Annotated in this window: 16 protein-coding genes; 6 read left to right on the top strand and 10 right to left on the bottom strand. The window is 44.5% G+C overall.

Annotated elements, in window-relative coordinates; translation table 11 throughout:
* Nucleotide 1: 1 nt before the first annotated feature.
* From citE to A5883_RS12970, 7 genes are read right to left on the bottom strand one after another with little or no spacing between them, the layout of a single operon-like run.
* Nucleotides 2–889: a citrate (pro-3S)-lyase subunit beta gene (gene citE, locus A5883_RS13000; RefSeq protein ID WP_005230463.1), complete on the bottom strand. Its 888-nt coding sequence runs from the start codon at nt 887–889 to the stop codon at nt 2–4.
* Nucleotides 877–1,185, bottom strand: coding sequence for a citrate lyase acyl carrier protein (citD, locus tag A5883_RS12995; RefSeq protein WP_005230465.1), 309 nt, complete (start codon nt 1,183–1,185; stop codon nt 877–879). Before citD ends, citE begins: the two co-directional genes overlap by 13 nt.
* Before the next feature lie 12 nt (nt 1,186–1,197).
* Nucleotides 1,198–2,193: a [citrate (pro-3S)-lyase] ligase gene (gene citC / locus A5883_RS12990; protein ID WP_074934203.1), complete on the bottom strand. Its 996-nt coding sequence runs from the start codon at nt 2,191–2,193 to the stop codon at nt 1,198–1,200.
* 12 nt (nt 2,194–2,205) lie between these two features.
* Complete coding sequence (locus A5883_RS19545) at nt 2,206–2,331, bottom strand: OadG-related small transporter subunit (protein WP_008381833.1); 126 nt, start codon at nt 2,329–2,331, stop codon at nt 2,206–2,208.
* A 24-nt stretch (nt 2,332–2,355) separates the two neighbouring features.
* On the bottom strand, nt 2,356–3,471 hold the full coding sequence (locus tag A5883_RS12980; protein ID WP_005230469.1) for a sodium ion-translocating decarboxylase subunit beta: 1,116 nt from the start codon (nt 3,469–3,471) through the stop codon (nt 2,356–2,358).
* 23 nt (nt 3,472–3,494) lie between these two features.
* Nucleotides 3,495–3,908: an acetyl-CoA carboxylase biotin carboxyl carrier protein subunit gene (locus A5883_RS12975; RefSeq protein WP_086338800.1), complete on the bottom strand. Its 414-nt coding sequence runs from the start codon at nt 3,906–3,908 to the stop codon at nt 3,495–3,497.
* A gap of 9 nt (nt 3,909–3,917) precedes the next feature.
* Nucleotides 3,918–4,265 carry a hypothetical protein gene (locus tag A5883_RS12970; protein WP_254907866.1) on the bottom strand — a complete coding sequence of 116 codons (348 nt, stop codon included), beginning with the start codon at nt 4,263–4,265 and terminating at the stop codon, nt 3,918–3,920.
* Nucleotides 4,266–4,695: 430 nt separating this feature from the next.
* On the opposite strand from A5883_RS12970, the gene A5883_RS12965 reads away from it, so the two are divergent.
* The 3 genes from A5883_RS12965 to citG all read left to right on the top strand — a co-directional run bounded on the left by A5883_RS12965 (nt 4,696) and on the right by citG (nt 7,710).
* Entirely contained in the window at nt 4,696–6,042 is a 1,347-nt protein-coding gene (locus A5883_RS12965; protein ID WP_010748906.1) for a CitMHS family transporter, read from the top strand.
* A 116-nt stretch (nt 6,043–6,158) separates the two neighbouring features.
* A complete protein-coding gene (locus A5883_RS12960; RefSeq protein ID WP_005230494.1) occupies nt 6,159–6,854 on the top strand; it encodes a GntR family transcriptional regulator in 696 nt (231 codons plus the stop codon).
* Nucleotides 6,847–7,710 carry a triphosphoribosyl-dephospho-CoA synthase CitG gene (gene citG / locus A5883_RS12955; protein WP_254907865.1) on the top strand — a complete coding sequence of 288 codons (864 nt, stop codon included), beginning with the start codon at nt 6,847–6,849 and terminating at the stop codon, nt 7,708–7,710. Before A5883_RS12960 ends, citG begins: the two co-directional genes overlap by 8 nt.
* Here the strand turns inward: citG and A5883_RS12950 are convergent.
* Entirely contained in the window at nt 7,687–8,403 is a 717-nt protein-coding gene (locus A5883_RS12950; RefSeq protein WP_005230498.1) for a response regulator transcription factor, read from the bottom strand. The genes citG and A5883_RS12950 overlap by 24 nt on opposite strands.
* 53 nt (nt 8,404–8,456) lie before the next feature.
* On the opposite strand from A5883_RS12950, the gene A5883_RS12945 reads away from it, so the two are divergent.
* Nucleotides 8,457–10,262, top strand: a complete 1,806-nt coding sequence (locus A5883_RS12945; protein WP_086338797.1) for a sensor histidine kinase — start codon at nt 8,457–8,459, stop codon at nt 10,260–10,262.
* 15 nt (nt 10,263–10,277) lie between these two features.
* On the opposite strand, the gene A5883_RS12940 is transcribed toward A5883_RS12945, so the two are convergent.
* Nucleotides 10,278–10,697, bottom strand: a complete 420-nt coding sequence (locus tag A5883_RS12940; protein WP_074934197.1) for a phosphate-starvation-inducible PsiE family protein — start codon at nt 10,695–10,697, stop codon at nt 10,278–10,280.
* A 478-nt stretch (nt 10,698–11,175) separates the two neighbouring features.
* Here A5883_RS12940 and A5883_RS12935 point away from each other — a divergent pair, with 478 nt between their 5' ends.
* Both A5883_RS12935 and A5883_RS12930 read left to right on the top strand, forming a co-directional pair.
* On the top strand, nt 11,176–12,699 hold the full coding sequence (locus A5883_RS12935) for a flavocytochrome c (protein WP_010748911.1): 1,524 nt from the start codon (nt 11,176–11,178) through the stop codon (nt 12,697–12,699).
* A gap of 277 nt (nt 12,700–12,976) precedes the next feature.
* Nucleotides 12,977–14,359 (top strand): lytic polysaccharide monooxygenase, encoded by a 1,383-nt coding sequence (locus A5883_RS12930; RefSeq protein ID WP_034858718.1) that lies wholly within the window; start codon nt 12,977–12,979, stop codon nt 14,357–14,359.
* Nucleotides 14,360–14,541: 182 nt separating this feature from the next.
* Here the strand turns inward: A5883_RS12930 and A5883_RS12920 are convergent, their stop codons facing one another.
* Nucleotides 14,542–15,822 (bottom strand): 2-hydroxycarboxylate transporter family protein, encoded by a 1,281-nt coding sequence (locus tag A5883_RS12920; protein ID WP_005230514.1) that lies wholly within the window; start codon nt 15,820–15,822, stop codon nt 14,542–14,544.
* Nucleotides 15,823–15,828 lie beyond the last annotated feature (6 nt).

The following is a 15,828-nucleotide window of genomic DNA, read 5'->3' as shown; positions in this document are numbered from 1 at the left end:
ATTACACTTCCTCCTCGGTAATCAATTTCGCTGCTTTGGCAAGGGCGATCACGCGTTCCGCTCGCTCAACGATTGGTTTATCGACCATTTTGCCATTCAAGGAGATCACACCAGAACCTTTGCTTTCGGCTTCGCGAATGGCCCAGATCACTTCTTTGGCCTGTTGGATCTCGGCTTTTGAAGGCGCATAGATCCCATTGACTAGGGGAATCTGCCGTGGATTGATCACTGATTTTCCGTCAAAACCAAGCTGCTTGATGCGAGTCGTTTCAGCGATAAAGCCATCGGTGTCATTGATATCAGAAAAGACGGTATCGATGGCGGCGATCCCTGCAGCTCTAGCTGCATGCAAGATCATACTGCGGGCAAACAACAATTCTTGCCCATCTGGGTAGCGACGAGTCTTCATATTGGTGACATAATCTTCTGCCCCTAAAGCGATCCCGATCAAACGATCGGAAGCTGTAGCGATGTCTCGGGCATTTAAAACGCCTTCGGCAGACTCGATGGCAGCCATCATTTTGGTGGTTCCTACAGGCAGATCGTTTTCTTCTTCTACTTGTGTGATCACAGCGGCAACGTCAATGATATCTTGGGCGGTTTCGGTTTTCGGTAGGCGAATGACGTTGACCCCCGCTAGGACCATCGCTTCGATATCAAGGGCACCCACCGTGTCGAGGCCGTTGATGCGTACGACGGTTTCGATGGCAGAATAGTCAAAGGTTTTTAAGGCAAAATGCACCAGTGTCCGAGCGGAGTCTTTTTCATTCAAGGAGACCGCATCTTCTAAATCAAACATAACGGAATCGGCGCCATACAATGGTGCATCCCGTAGCATGGCAGCATTGGCTCCTGGTACAAACATCATCGTTCTTCTTAAACGTTCCATGTGTCGATCTCCTTCCAAGCATACTGTTCTTGTTCGGCGGCCCGATGAACGGCGGTCAGAGTTCGGGCTTTGATGGTACAGTCCAAGGCGCCTTTATCGGTGGCGGTGATTTTGGCCTGTGTCACGCCTAGATGGTTCAGCGTCTCAAGGATGACGGCGCGAATTTGTTTGCCGAATTGTTTTTCGACACTGCTATCGAGGGTCAGCTCGATGGTTTGGGTTGTGGTAGGCTCGATCGCGATCAAGATATCACTGGATTCAACAGAGCCAGCAACCGCACTTTTTTTGATTTCCACTTATTATCACCTCTAAATATAGTTATGCTGCATTAAAAATGAGAACGTTGTTTCTGGTAAAAATTGCTGCAAAGAAAGTAAATCTTTTTCTGCAATCGCTTTCCGAACGTTTGTAGCCGAAACGGTTGATTGGTTGATCTTCAGACGGTCGATCACGATCAGTTCAAGCTCGGGAGAAAAAACGGCAGCCATGGCCTCGTTGTAGAGTTGGGTCACGGGCGAGTAAGGCTCTGAGCCTACAAAACGCGTAGTGATCGCCAACAGCGGGGCAATTTTTTCTTTGAAGAGGGTTGCATCAAAGGCGGCTTGTTTTTTGGCGATCGCCTCAGGTGCTTGCTCTTTCAAGAAATAACTGGGAAAGACCGCCGAAGAGACGAGATAGTTGTTGGTCGGCAGCACCGTTACATTTGGCAGATGAGCCACACCATCCGTCACCATCTGCAGCCGTTCGCTGGCAGAAAATTGCGAGCGGTCTTCTGATAAAACGAACACATAAACCTGTTCTTTTTGACTCGCAGCCGTTTCGACTAAGTACAAATGTCCTTTAGTAAAAGGATTAGCGTTCATGACGATCGCGCCGTTGTTTTGTCCAATTCGCTGCCGTTGCAGCTGTTGGGCATAGCTTTCAAAAGAAGGAACGCCTTGTTCCATGAACAAGATGTCTTGTGCTGCCAGCACTTCACGAAACCCGAGGGATTCAAAAAACAGGCGGTTTTTCGGTGCTGTATAGACGAAGGACTTGGTGAAGCCTTCGTCTTTGATATGATCGCTAAGGTGTGAAATCAATTGCGTCAACAGCTGTTCGGAGCGTCTTTTTTCACAGACCACCACATACTTGATGATATTGGCATAGCAAGAAGCAGTAGCAATCAAGGTTTGCTGGTCAAAAATGCCGACGGTATAGGCTACTTCTTCACCGACGGCTAAGCCAGCACGGGTGATCAATTTTTGCCATTGCAAAAAGACTTCTGGATCTTTTTGCAGCCAGATTCTTTTTAGGGTATACATACAATGCCTTCTTTATTTTTTTACTGGGAAGAGCTTCGACAAAAGCAAGGATGCGAAGTAGATGATCAGGATCACGACAAAGACGCCGCCCCAACCGAATAACAACAATTCAAATGAAGTCAGTAAATCTTGACTCATAGTTTTCCTCTCCTTTCTAGTGACCTAAGCAATCAGTGCCAGCAGTAAGCCACCGGCGATGACCGAAGCAATCTGTCCTGAAACGTTGGCACCGGCTGCATGCATCAAAATAAAGTTTTGCGGATCTTCATCTGTCGCCATTTTTTGGATGACCCGACTAGACATTGGAAACGCAGAGATACCAGCGGCACCGATCATTGGATTGATTTTTTCTTTACGGAACAAGTTCAGCACTTTCGCAAACAACACGCCGCCGACCGAGTCCATAATGAAGGCAACCAGCCCTAAACCAATAACCATCAATGTATCGACTTGTAAGAATTCTTCATATTGCATTTTCACAGAAATTGATAAACCTAGGAGGATACTAATGATATTCACTAGTTCGTTTTGAGCAGTGATGGACAAACGATCCAAGACACCACATTCCCGTAAGAGATTTCCAAACATCAAAAATCCAACCAGTGGCAATGAAACAGGTGCAATTAACCCTGCTACGATCGAGATCACGATCGGGAACAAAATTTTGGCCGTTTGCGAAACTTCGCCGGCACGATACGACATACGAATTTTTCGTTCATGCTTGGTCGTCACTGCTTTGATGGCAACCGGTTGAATGATCGGTACTAGCGCCATGTAAGAGTAAGCTGCTACCATGATCGCACCCATATATTTCGAGTTCAGCGTATTTGCGACAAAAATCGAAGTCGGACCGTCAGCAGCGCCGATGATCCCGATGGAAGCTGCGTCGTTTAAATCAAAACCAAGCAACACGGCAACGATGATCGTAAAGAAGATCCCGAATTGCGCAGCAGCGCCAAACAACAAAAGAAATGGATTTTGCAGCAAGGGACCAAAATCGATCATCGCGCCAATCCCGATAAACAAAAGCAAGGGGAACAATTCAGTTGAGATCCCCATATCAAACAATACTTGGAACGGGCCAGCTTCTCCGCCAGCACTTAACACACCTGAGTTCGGGAAGTTCACTAACAACGTGCCCAATCCCATGGGTACTAATAAGGTCGGTTCATATTCTTTCTTGATTCCCAAATACATCAATAGACCACCGATGAACATCATAACGATCCGTCCCGGCTCCGATCCTAACCCGACTACACCTTCAATTAACGTTTCCACTACGTCACTTCCTTTTCAATAAATTAGCCGATCGTAATCAGCAGTTCTCCTGGGTTGACCATGTCGCCCGCATTGACTGCAATGGCAACCACGGTTCCTGCTTTTGGTGCCACGATCTCATTTTCCATCTTCATGGCTTCTAAAATCATCAACGACTGGTTTTCTTGTACAGTATCACCTACATTGACCAAGAGACGTAAAATCGTTCCCGGCATCGGAGAATGAATCGGCTCGCCATCAGCAGGAAGCGTAGCTGGCGCTGGCTGTGGTGCTACTTCTGGTTCTGGTGTGCTGACTGCCTCTGGTTGAGCAGGTACCGCTGTGGGAGCCGGTGTTGGCACTGCTGGAGCAGGAGCGGTAGGTTGCGGCGCACCGATTTCTTCCATTTCGACAAGGTATTCTTGCCCATCGATCGCTATTTTAAATTTACGTAACATGTTTTTCCCTCACTTGTTTTCATTTTTTTTGGCTATTTTTTTGATTGTGAACTGAGAATCAGGCAGCTCTCCTGCGGCAATACTGGCAGCAATCAGGGCGACTCGCTTAAATTCAGGATTGCGTTTCTCAATTCTTCGAATGATAAACTGACTTTCAGGGTAACATTCAGCCCCTAGTGCGGCGGCTATCAGACTGACTAATGGATAATCTTCTGCAGGCGCTGGCTGATAGCTCAACACTTCTTGCCAATCAGACGCGGGTGGATCCGTTATCATTTCCTCGGGCTTCAAAGGGGAGCTGACAGGCGCATCAGGTTCATCATGCGTTTTTTTGAACAATCTTTTAATAAGATTCATGGGTTTCTCCTTTCTCAATGATTCGTTCCCTTTCATTATAGAAATTCCCGTTCAATCAGCGAGATTTATTTCGGCTAAAAATTGTTTTTTCAGTGTTCCTTTTTTGAAAAAAGAGCGAAAAACCTTGGTAAACGTTGATTTATCAAGGTTTTTCTTGCGTTAATATTCTATTAAGAACTTTTTAAACGAAAAATAAGATTTGAAAAGAGAAATTGTTTTTTTGCTGTTCTTTTTTTAAACGGGTCTTTTTTTCTATTTCTTGATTGTTTATTCTTAGACGTGTAAAGCATTCAATAACATTATTTCCTTTAAGAAAAGAAAAATATTCACAAACTAGTGACGCTTGTCGCTAACAAATTACGGGCCTGTAATTTTTTAAAATGTTTTTTGATAACGCTTACACATTTCGATGCATGAAAGGAAGAAGAAAATGTTCTTAACGATTTTATCCTATGCTATGATTATTGTCTTCATGTTCGTCATCATGAAGAAAAAAATGTCACCCTTTACATCCTTAGTAATTATCCCATTACTATTTACCCTCGTTGCGATGGTTGCTGGTGTTTCAGAAAAAGGCAATATCGGTGATTTTGTCCTTGAGGGAATCTCCACCACAGCCAACACAGGGATCATGTTGCTGTTTGCGATTTTGTACTTTTCCATTATGTTGGATGCGGGATTGTTTGATCCAATCACGAAAAAAATGATTTATTTTGCTAAAGGCGATCCGATGAAAGTCTTGATGGCAACGGCAGTCGTTGCCGCTGCAGTCTCTTTGAACGGTGATGGAACGACCACGACCTTGATCTGTTGTTCTGCGTTTATTCCCATTTATAAGAAGTTGAATATGAAAATGATGAACCTTGGTGTCTTGATCATTTTGCAAAACACCATCATGAACTTGTTGCCATGGGGCGGACCGACTGCTCGGGCAATGGCCGTGCTGGAAGTCGATGCGGATATTCTTTCTTATCTGCTGCCAGGAATGATTTTGTCTCTGCTCTATGTGGTTTTCTTTGTAGCTCGCAGAATGGGGATCCAAGAACGGAAACGTTTAGGAGTTACCGAGCTGACGAATGATGAGATTTTAGAAATGACAACTGTGACTGATCCTGATACATTAGCGATCCGCCGTCCGAAAAACTTTGTCTTCAACGGTATCTTAACGATCGTCTTGATTGGCTGGTTAGTAGCAAGTTCCTTTATCTCTAGTATCGCTTTACCACCAATCTTGTTATTCCTAGTAGGTACGTGTATCGCATTGATGGTCAACTACCCAATCTTGAAAGACCAGTCGTCACGGATCGGTGCCAACGGCGGCGACGCTGTGCAAGTCGTAATTTTAGTTTTTGCAGCAGGCGTCTTCATGGGCTTGTTCCAAGGCTCAGGGATGGCAACGGCTTTGGCGAATAGCTTCACGCAAATCATCCCTAAACAATTGGCTGGTTTCTGGGGCTTAGTCATCGCCCTGATTTCTGCACCTGGGACCTTCTTTATTTCCAATGACGGGTTTTACTTTGGGGTCCTGCCAGTCTTAGCAGAAGCAGGTCGTTCGTATGGCTTCACCAATATGCAGATGGCCTTAGCCTCTTTAATGGGCCAAGCGTTCCACTTGCTAAGTCCATTGGTTGCCTTTATCTACTTGCTGTTGCGCTTGACGGGCTTAGATATGGGACAATGGCAAAAAGAAGCTGCGAAATACGCACTGGGGATTTTCGTGATCTTCGTCGTTACGATCGTGCTATTAGGTCACATGCCGTTTTATATTCCACAGTAATTTCATACAGAAACTATCGAGCAGGCTGCCATTTTGCTCGGTAGTTTTCCTTGTTTATCGATAAGCTTATTTTTTCCCAAAAATCTCATTTGTTTTTAGTATGATAGGAGTAAATCATGAATCCAATTATTGATGCAGTAAATAAAAATCTGGATCTGACCAAAAATAAACCATTAAAAGATCTGATCTATGAAGCATTCAAAAAAACCATCATTTTAGGAGATATTCCCGCAGGCTCTCGCATCAATGAGAAAGAATTTTCCGATACGCTAAATATCAGCCGAACCCCGATTCGTTACGCCATGACTCAGCTCGTGGCTGAAAAACTGGTGGAGCATGTGCCAAAAATCGGCATCGTCGTAAAAGGGATCAGTATCAAAGATGCTTATGAGATTTACGATATCCGCAAATCATTGGATACGTTAGCGACCATCAAAGCGATGGACTTGATGACTGAGGAAGATTTCCAGGAGATGCGCTGCTTGTTAGAACATGGCGAACAGCTGAATCGTGAGGATGATGTGGATGGGGTCTTGAAAAACTTTTCGGACTTCAATGCGTTTATTTACGAAAAAAGTCAAATGCTGCGGTTAAAAAGTATCGTGCTAGATCTGCAAGCGTACCTCGTGTATTTTCGTGACATTGCGATTCGCTCTTCTAGAAGAAGGGATGCGGCATTGGCGGAACATTGGCTGATTTATCGCGGCATGAGAACCAATGACACGGAACAGATCACGTTGTTGACTCATGAACATTTGGATCACTCCCTGCAATTTATTCTTGCTGAAATGGAGCGAAGAAAAATTGACTGATTCCCGTCTTTTTACCGCCAGCAGCTATGCAGTCAATGCGCTGCATTATGAGGTAGCGTTAGCACCCAAGCCTGGTTTAGTAGATCCTTGCTCCTCTGGTGCGCATCAGGACATGAATGTGTTTACCTTTATCAACAGTATCACTTGTTTGGCGCCTTTTTTTCAGCGCTATAGCCAAGCGGGCTTTGCCCATACAGGCTCGCTGATCCAGCTGTTTGACCAGTTACGAGGGATCGGTCAAGAAGCAGAAGAAGCGATGCTTCGGGCAACCAAAGGCATCAATACCCACAAAGGGGCAAATTTTTCCTTTGCAGTTTTGTTGGGGGCGACAGGAGTCTATTATCAACAAAATGGCAAGGCGGAGCTGACGGCTGAAGATACCAATCAGATCCTGCAGCTTGCCGCTGATATCTGCCAGCATTTGGTCAAGCAAGACCTGCAGCAAATCACCCACAAAGACCAATTGTCTTATGGAGAAAAAAATTATTTGACCTACGGCACGATGGGGATTCGTGGAGAAGCTGCAGCTGGGTATCCAACGGTCAAAAAACTGCTGGAGTACTTGCGGCAGCAACCGCAAAAAACCTCCGTTTCCTTGTTGCGCGGGTTAGTCTATCTAATGAGTGAAACCGAAGACAGCAACCTCGTCCATCGAGGAGGTTACGATGCGATGAAGACCGTGCAGCAGGAGATGCAAAAAATTCACCAAGCCAATCTGTCAGATACAGACTTGCTTCGTGAATTAACGATCTATGATCAAGTATTGATCGCGCGCCATTTGAGTCCCGGCGGATCGGCGGATCTTTTAGCATTGGCGCTTTATTTCTTGCAGCTAGAAGGCGTCTCCTTCTGGTAAAAAGGTATAGCCGATCCCCCAAACGGTTTTTAAAAAGCGGGCGTGCTTCGGCTCATCTTCAATTTTGTTTCGCAGATGATTGATAAAAACCATCACGGTATTGGCATCGAATTGGCCATCTTGCCAGACATTGCTGTAAATCTGTTCTTTCGAGAACACTTGATCTGGATTTTCCATGAAAAAGCGCATTAGCATGATTTCTTTTGAAGACAACTTGATGGGCTGATCATTTTTGAAAAACTGATAGCGTTTTTGGTCAAAACGAAACATGCCGCTGCACAGATCGCCTTCCGGTTTGGCGATCCCTTTTTCTCGCAGCACGTTGCGGCGATCAAGAATCGAAACGATTTGTGCTTTTAAGAGTGCCGGTGAAAAAGGCTTCGTAATGTAGTGATCGGCGCCAATCTCATAGCCGTTGATCATGTCTTTTTCGTCACTTTTTCCGCTCAAAAAAACGATCGGCACCGTGGGGTTTTCTTCCCGAATCAGTTGTGCCAAATGATAGCCGTCATTTTCATGCTCTAAACTGATATCCAGTAAAAAAAGATCAAAGCTGACACGAGAGTTGATCGCAATCGTTTTTTCAACGGAATCGGTCTGGTAGATCAAAATACCCGTCGACTGTAAAGATTTCCAAATCAGCCGCCGAATGGCAGGGTCATCATCAACGATTAAAATTTTTTCATCTCGCAAAATATCCGCCTCCTGTATCAATAGTATTATAGTAAATATGAAAGGGGTTTACAATGAAACCGCCATCAAAGTTTTGGCTGTATTTAAGTGTGGTCGCTACCTTATTCATTACACTGATTGGGCTTATTTTTACCTTTACAAGTTATAAAAGCGCACAAAGACAAGCTGAAACCGTCGGGTTGCGGCAGTTGGAAACGGTCAATCAAGCGGCGATCAAGCTGATCAGCCGCAGTATCGAATCGTACCACATGGCTCTTACCAATTATGCCGATGACCGCCTCGAAGGCGCCGCCTTAGCTGATTTGCAGCGCCCCTTAACGTTACCAGTGATCAATTCTGCGAACAATGCCATGGTCGGATTGTTTTTGATCGACCAACAAGGTCAGGTCATCGCTCAAAATACTGCAACGGCGGTCAATAAACCAGAAGACCCGCCGGTGCAAGAATTGTTATTCAAAGACCCATCCTTAGACAAGGTATTGGCAGGACGGCAGGTACAAAATGGGCAAGTCTATTTTGATGGCAAGCAGGCCTATCTAAATGTGTATCAGTCCTTAACCCTTGACGACAAAGAAGCGATTCTTGTGATGCCTTTGAATCTACAGCGCATGTATCAACATGAATTTACCACCGATCGCAATGTCTCCGGCTATACGATGGTCAAAAACGCCGAGATGCGGATCGTTATGCACCCATCGGACGAACAAATTGGTTTTTCCATCGTTGAAAGCCGCAAAAAAGAATTTCCAGAGCTGGATTTCACCGATCTTGAGCGCTTGGAGCAAGAACAAAGCGACAATGAAGAGGGCACCTCCGTCTATTATTCTTATTGGTGGAACGAAGAAACACTGCAAAAAGTGCTGAAATTGGCTGCTTATCAATGGATCACCATCGGCGACAGTCGCCTGATCGTCGCCAGCAATGCTGATTTTTTGGAGCAAAGCGGTCTCTTTTTACAAGACAACTTGATTTTGATCGGCCTACTAGGTTTGTTGTTTGTCATTATGATTTTATTGACGGTCCTGATCAAAAACTACATGAAACGCAATCAAGCCTATGTCGAAAACCAAGCATTGAAAGAACGACAACGGCTGTTAAAAGAAAAGCACGAAATCGAAAAAAACATTTTGCAAGAATCAAAACTGGAAACCATTGGCTTATTAACGACCTCGATCGTTCATGACCTAAACAACTTTTTGACGCCCATGATTGGTCATCTGCAATTGCTGATTGAGGAAAACCAACACGATGAAGTCTTGATGGAGGACTTGCAAGAAGTCTGCAAAGCAGCAGAAAAAGGCAAAGAGTTATCTAGCAATGTGCTGCGTTTTTCAAAACTCGAAAGTGCCGATAAAACTGTGCAGTCGATCGCCGCCACCTTGACAGAGGCCATCGCTACTATGCGCGCACTGTTGCCAAAAGCCTTTTCCCTTACGTATGATATCCAAGAAGTAGGATATGCTGTCTACGAGAAGATCGATCTGCAAGTCATTATTTACAACTTGTTGATGAATGTATACCAAGCAAATGCCGACTGCAGCATTCGATTGAGCCGCACTTCGACAGAAAGCGCCACCTTTCTGTTTCGTAAGCAAGCTTTCTCCGCGCAACAGGAGTTTGCTTTGATCGAAATCGCCGACAACGGTCCAGGCATACCAGAAGCGATCCAAGAAAAAATCTTTACCCGCTTTTTCACGACCAAGAGTGCCACTGGCGGTACTGGTCTAGGACTCTTCACTGTCTCTTCGATCGTGGAAAAAAACGATTGGCTGATTGATGTTACAAGTACGCCTAAAGGAACCACCTTCTATATTGGTATCCCTCTAACTGATCCCGAAAAAGCCGCTGAAACCAACTGATCCAATGGGGTGGTTTCAGTGGTCTTTTTCTTGGGTATGTTGGAAGGCATTGATTTTTTGCAGGACTAGCAAGACGAGTACCAAAACAAAGATCGCTAAAGCAAAAAATAGGGCATCGTTCGCCATACCTTGCGTCAACAATAACTCGCGCAAAATCGCAGTAATGCTGATCAGAATCAAGTAACGGACGGGAATATGGTGTCCGTCCTTCATATACCGCAGCAACATCAAAATGATTTCTAATAAAATGAATAACGTGGCAATTTCTTCAATCAAAAAGGACAGGTGGGGCGCTTCACTTAAGGGAAAGAGCGTCGTGCTGATCATAAAAATCGCTTTTCCCATAAAAATCAAGACGACAACGACTAAGATCGCCAACATGCTATCAATGCAAATACTGATCACTCGCTCGAACATTCGGGTCAATTTTTCCATTCGCCACTCCATTTCTGCTTTTTCTTTTATTATACAAAAGAAGACGCAGAACAAAGGTAAAAGAACAGAGAAAGAACAATCGCGGCCATATCTTTTTGACCACAAGCTTAACGGTCCTTCTATGAGCGTGTCTTTTGTGATAGCTTTCAATAGCAGAAAGTAGCGAGAAAAATATATTATCTTTTTTCGAAAAAATTAGAATAAGATGAGAATGGATAGTTAAAATATACACAAATTATTACGAGACACTTAGTTTCTTTTTTTGTTACAATGGTTAAATAAAATAGAACGCTGTTGGAATGTTGCTTAAACAATGTTTTTATCGCTATCGAATAGAAAAATAGTCCGATCGCAAGATGTTTATCATTGTTAATAAAGTAACAAGTTGGGCGGAGTTCGCAAGAAAAATGCTGCTTTTCTTATCGTATATGACGGGGATCAGTGAGGAGAAAAGAGCAAGAAAAACGGAGGGAAACAAATGAAAAAAAGTGGATGGTCAAAATGGGTGATTGGGGCAGCCTCATTATTGTTGCTTAGTGCATGTGGTGCCGATGGCGGAACAAAAGCCAGCAGCAGTGCGGCAAGCTCTTCTTCAGAAAGTGAAGTCACTTCAGGTGCTTCCCAACAAGAGTATACCGATCCAGCAGAGTTAAAAGATCAATATGATATCGTCATCGTTGGTGCTGGCGGTGCAGGGATGGCAGCAGCCTTGTCGGCTAAAGATGCTGGAATGAATCCAGTCATTTTAGAAAAAATGCCGATCGCAGGCGGAAATACCTTGAAATCTTCTGGCGGAATGAACGCATCAGAAACCAAGTTCCAAGAAGCCCAAGGCATTGAAGATTCCAATGAACTATTTTTTGAAGATACCCTAAAAGGCGGTAAAGGAACCAACGATCAAGAATTGCTGCATTATTTAGTAGATAACTCTGCTTCAGCGATTGATTGGTTGGATTCAATGGGGATCACTTTAGACAATATCAGCTATAGCGGTGGTGCCAGTGTAAAACGGATCCATCGTCCTCACGACGGTTCAGCAGTCGGTACGTACTTGGTGGATGGTTTGTTGAGAAACATTCATGAGCAAGAAATTCCTTTGTTTGTAAATGCTGATGTGACAAAAATCAATGAAACAGACGGCAAAGTCACTGGCGTCAACGTGAAAATCAATGGCGAAGAAAAAGAAATCGCTGGTGATGCGGTGGTTGTTACTACGGGTGGTTTTGGCTCCAACAAAGAACTGATCGAAAAATACCGTCCAGATCTGAAAGGCTATGTCAGCACGACTTCTGAAGGAAGTACAGGCGATGGCATCAAGATGATCGAAGAATTAGGCGGCGCAACGGTTGATATGGATCAAATCCAAGTCCATCCAACCGTGGTTCAAGATACAGGCATGTTGATCAGTGAAACCGTTCGTGGAGAAGGCGCCATCTTGGTGAACCAACAAGGGGAACGTTTCTACAATGAATTAGAAACCCGCGACAATGTTTCAGCTGCTATCACGGATCTGCCAGAAAGCTATGCCTATTTGATTTTTGACAATGCGTTAGCAGGCAGAGCCAAACAAGTCGATTACTACAAAGAACAAGGCGTAGTTGTAGAAGCCGACACCATCGAAGCCTTAGCTGAAAAAATCGATGTCGATCCAGCAACCTTGAAGAAAACCTTAGATACATGGAACCAAGCAGTGGCAGACAAAGCCGACAAAGATTTCGGTCGTGAAACGGCGATGGACTATGATCTGACGGAAGGGCCATTCTATGCGATTCAAATCGCACCTGGGATCCACCACACAATGGGCGGCGTCAAAATCAATACGAAGACCCAAGTATTGAAAGAAGATGGCACACCAATCACTGGCTTGTATGCAGCAGGTGAAGTGACCGGCGGTATCCACGGACAAAATCGAATCGGCGGCAATGCTGTAGCCGACATTATGGTCTTTGGTCGCCAAGCAGGCGCGCAATCCTCTGACTATGTGAAAGAAAACGGGAAATAAGCGGCTGTTTTTTCCTAAAAAAGACCGTATATAAAGAAAGAAACTTGGAACGAATCCTCTTAAGCGATTAGGAGGAGAATCGTTTCAAGTTTTTTTGTATTTCTCACTGAAAGGACGGGAAACTAGTCATTATAATCTTATAATGATTTGATAATTTATAATTCACATATAAACAAAATGTTTTTGTCAGTAGGGTTTGCTTTTCAATGAATCGGAATCAAGGAATAAACGGATAAGATTGGTTTATTCGATGATAAAAAATTTTAGGAGGCAGAGTATGAAAAACGCATTGGTAAAATGGTCGGTCGGGGTGGCAATCTTACTTGGAGGGACCTTGTTCTTCACGGGAAAACAAGTATTTGCTCATGGTTATGTGGAATCACCTGTCAGTCGGGGCTATCAAGGGTCTTTGGATCGCAATACGTTAGGGTGGAGCGCTGCGTTTGAAAAATATGGCAATGTCATTTCAAACCCACAATCATTGGAAACCAAAAAAGGCTTTCCAGAAGCAGGACCAGTAGATGGTCGTATCGCTTCAGCAGATGGTGGACTCGGACAAATCGGGGACTTTGTTCTTGATGAACAAGGAACCAGTCGTTGGACCAAACAAGACATCAATCAAGGACCATTGCGGGTCAACTGGCATTATACAGCGCCGCATAAGACCACAAAATGGCATTACTATATCACGAAACCAGGATGGGATCAAAACGCGCCACTTTCAAGAGATAGCTTGGAATTGATCGCCACTGTAAATCACGATGGTTCGGCTGCCAGCAATAGTCCAAGCCATACCATTACCATTCCAGAAAATCGTCTTGGTTACCATGTCATTTTAGCGGTCTGGGATGTTGCCGATACGCCAAATGCCTTTTATAACGTGATCGACGTTAACGTTTCTGGTTCAACGGTCATTCCTGAAAAACCAGCAGCACCAGCAAATGTCCGCTCAGAACGAGTGACTAGCAGCACGGTGGCTTTAGCATGGAACGGTCAAACCGATGCGAAAGAATACAACGTGTATCGTGATGGTGCCTTAGTGGCAACGACTACTGAGCCAACCTTTACCGACACGCAATTAAAAGCCAACACAACCTATAACTATCAAGTAGAAGCAGTCGGCTTTACGGCGTTAGTTTCAGAAAAAAGTGCTGCAGTGAAAGTGACTACCTCAGCAGACAATCAAGTCGAAACCCCTTCGACACCAGGCAACCTACACCAAATGAGCGTGACAGACAGCAGCGTGTCCTTAATGTGGCAAGCATCGACTCATACAAATGGGATCGCTGGATATGACGTTTACCGCAATGGCGTCAAAATCGCTACAGCCAAAGGAACAACCTATGAAGACACGAATCTAGCAGCGGATACAACCTACAATTACCAAATCAAAGCAATCAGTAAAACGGGCGAACAATCCGCCTTTAGTAACCAGCTGAGCGTGAAAACCAATGCCAAAGAAGAAACGGAAACACCTGGAGGCGGGGAGTCAGAATACCGTGTGTGGAAACTAGGAACTTTCTCTGCACCAGAAGTGTATACAAGCGGTGAAATCGTGAGCCATAAAGGCAGCAACTATGTCGTGATCAACACCCACTCAAATTACGGGGACACAACATGGTCTCCTGATCAAGCACCAACCTTGTTTCAGAAGCTGTAACCCTTGAATGAATCAGTAACGCAAGAGCAGTGCGGTGGCACTGCTCTTTTTGACTCTTTTATGAGGAGGAAATGATTGAACCTTTGTTTGATTCGTGCAACCAATTGGACGAATTCGTTTGAGGAATGCAAAAAAGTGCTGCTATGCGTCATGCGCAGCAGCACCTGTTTTTTTGTTTTAGATCAAGAATAGAAGAAACGGATCAAGATCCCACCTAAAATCAGCACGATCGCACCACATAAACGGTTGGCCATTTGGGCAAAAGCAATCATTTCCATTCTATCAGAGGCAGACAATACAGCGATATTGCCTGTTCCCCCCATGGAGTTGTTGATCATACCGGCGCCAATTGCGGTTTCAACGGGGTACATCCCCAATACCATCCCGAAGAACCAGCTGGCAGCCCCCATAGATACGACACTGGTTAGGCAAAGCACGACAAATTGCCAAGTAAAGGCAGATGCCAATGTTGACAGATCAATCAATGCCAAACCAATCCCCGCTAAGACCGCATGGGTCAAATTCGTCATCACAACATTGTTGAACATCACCACAGAATCTTCGAGTTTCTTAGGGACAATGTTCAAGGCTTTCAGAATAAAGACAATCACGATCATAAAGGCATACTCGTGAATTTTAGGGAAAAAGTCACTTAAAATCGCACCAACGACCAACAGTGAGAAGGAAAAGAGCATCCCGACCCCGATTTGTTGGGCATCAAGCGTAATTTTTGGTTTTTCTAATTCTTCTTTCGTGGCATTGATCAAGGTGCCATGGCCATTGTATTTGGTTTTAGCAAAAGCTTTGGCGATAAATAAAGCACCAATAATGGCAAGAATATTCCCGAAAGTAACTGCTGGCGCTAATTGAGAAAAGATGGCAGCTTGATTGCCGTTTGCCAAGCCATCGGCATAAATTTGTGAAAGTGGGGTGATTCCCGCTCCCATCCCGCCAGACATCATTGGTAGAGAGACATACATCACCGAATCAGCAAAGCCATTGCCTAGCAGCATACCGACAAGGCCGACGGAGAAAAAGCCTACTACCATAGTGATCAAAGCAACGGGAATGAATTTCGTAGAAGCTTTCACCAACAAATTACGGTTCATACCTAAAATCGAGCCGCAAATCAAAGCGGCAATATAGAAATCAAGAAAGCCAAAACCGCCCCCCATGAAGTCACTGACCGCGTCAATGACTTTCGTGGGTACGAGATGGAAGGAGGCTAAAAGGGTGGCACCAAGCAGGGTAAAAACTGACCCGCCGCCAAGATAAGAATTCATGATCGGGAGTTTTTCCCCAATGAAATACAGCAGGTGTCCTAAGGCAACCAGTAAAATGGTGATCCCAACCATATTTAATGGTAATTTGTCTAAGGCAATCGCACTGAATATGACAACCATGAAAAAGAGATACAAGGGAAGACTAATTCCCGAAATCGTCATCGTTTTTAATTTATTCATTTTTCA

The sequence above is a fragment of the Enterococcus sp. 5B3_DIV0040 genome (assembly GCF_002140755.1).
Lineage (GTDB): Bacteria > Bacillota > Bacilli > Lactobacillales > Enterococcaceae > Enterococcus_D > Enterococcus_D casseliflavus.
Note: the sequence above shows the minus strand (reverse complement) of the source record. Positions and strands in the feature narration are given on the sequence as shown.

Excerpts from the sequence above, each read along its gene's own strand:
- A5883_RS12965 (WP_010748906.1), top strand. The coding sequence starts at position 4,696 with ATGTTCTTAACGATTTTATCCTATGCTATGATTATTGTCTTCATGTTC.
- citC (WP_074934203.1), bottom strand. The coding sequence starts at position 2,193 with ATGTATACCCTAAAAAGAATCTGGCTGCAAAAAGATCCAGAAGTCTTT.
- A5883_RS12945 (WP_086338797.1), top strand. The coding sequence starts at position 8,457 with ATGAAACCGCCATCAAAGTTTTGGCTGTATTTAAGTGTGGTCGCTACC.
- A5883_RS12970 (WP_254907866.1), bottom strand. The coding sequence starts at position 4,265 with ATGAATCTTATTAAAAGATTGTTCAAAAAAACGCATGATGAACCTGAT.
- A5883_RS12940 (WP_074934197.1), bottom strand. The coding sequence starts at position 10,697 with ATGGAAAAATTGACCCGAATGTTCGAGCGAGTGATCAGTATTTGCATT.
- A5883_RS19545 (WP_008381833.1), bottom strand. The coding sequence starts at position 2,331 with ATGAGTCAAGATTTACTGACTTCATTTGAATTGTTGTTATTCGGTTGG.
- A5883_RS12960 (WP_005230494.1), top strand. The coding sequence starts at position 6,159 with ATGAATCCAATTATTGATGCAGTAAATAAAAATCTGGATCTGACCAAA.
- A5883_RS12975 (WP_086338800.1), bottom strand. The coding sequence starts at position 3,908 with ATGTTACGTAAATTTAAAATAGCGATCGATGGGCAAGAATACCTTGTC.
- A5883_RS12935 (WP_010748911.1), top strand. The coding sequence starts at position 11,176 with ATGAAAAAAAGTGGATGGTCAAAATGGGTGATTGGGGCAGCCTCATTA.
- A5883_RS12920 (WP_005230514.1), bottom strand. The coding sequence starts at position 15,822 with ATGAATAAATTAAAAACGATGACGATTTCGGGAATTAGTCTTCCCTTG.
- A5883_RS12930 (WP_034858718.1), top strand. The coding sequence starts at position 12,977 with ATGAAAAACGCATTGGTAAAATGGTCGGTCGGGGTGGCAATCTTACTT.
- citE (WP_005230463.1), bottom strand. The coding sequence starts at position 889 with ATGGAACGTTTAAGAAGAACGATGATGTTTGTACCAGGAGCCAATGCT.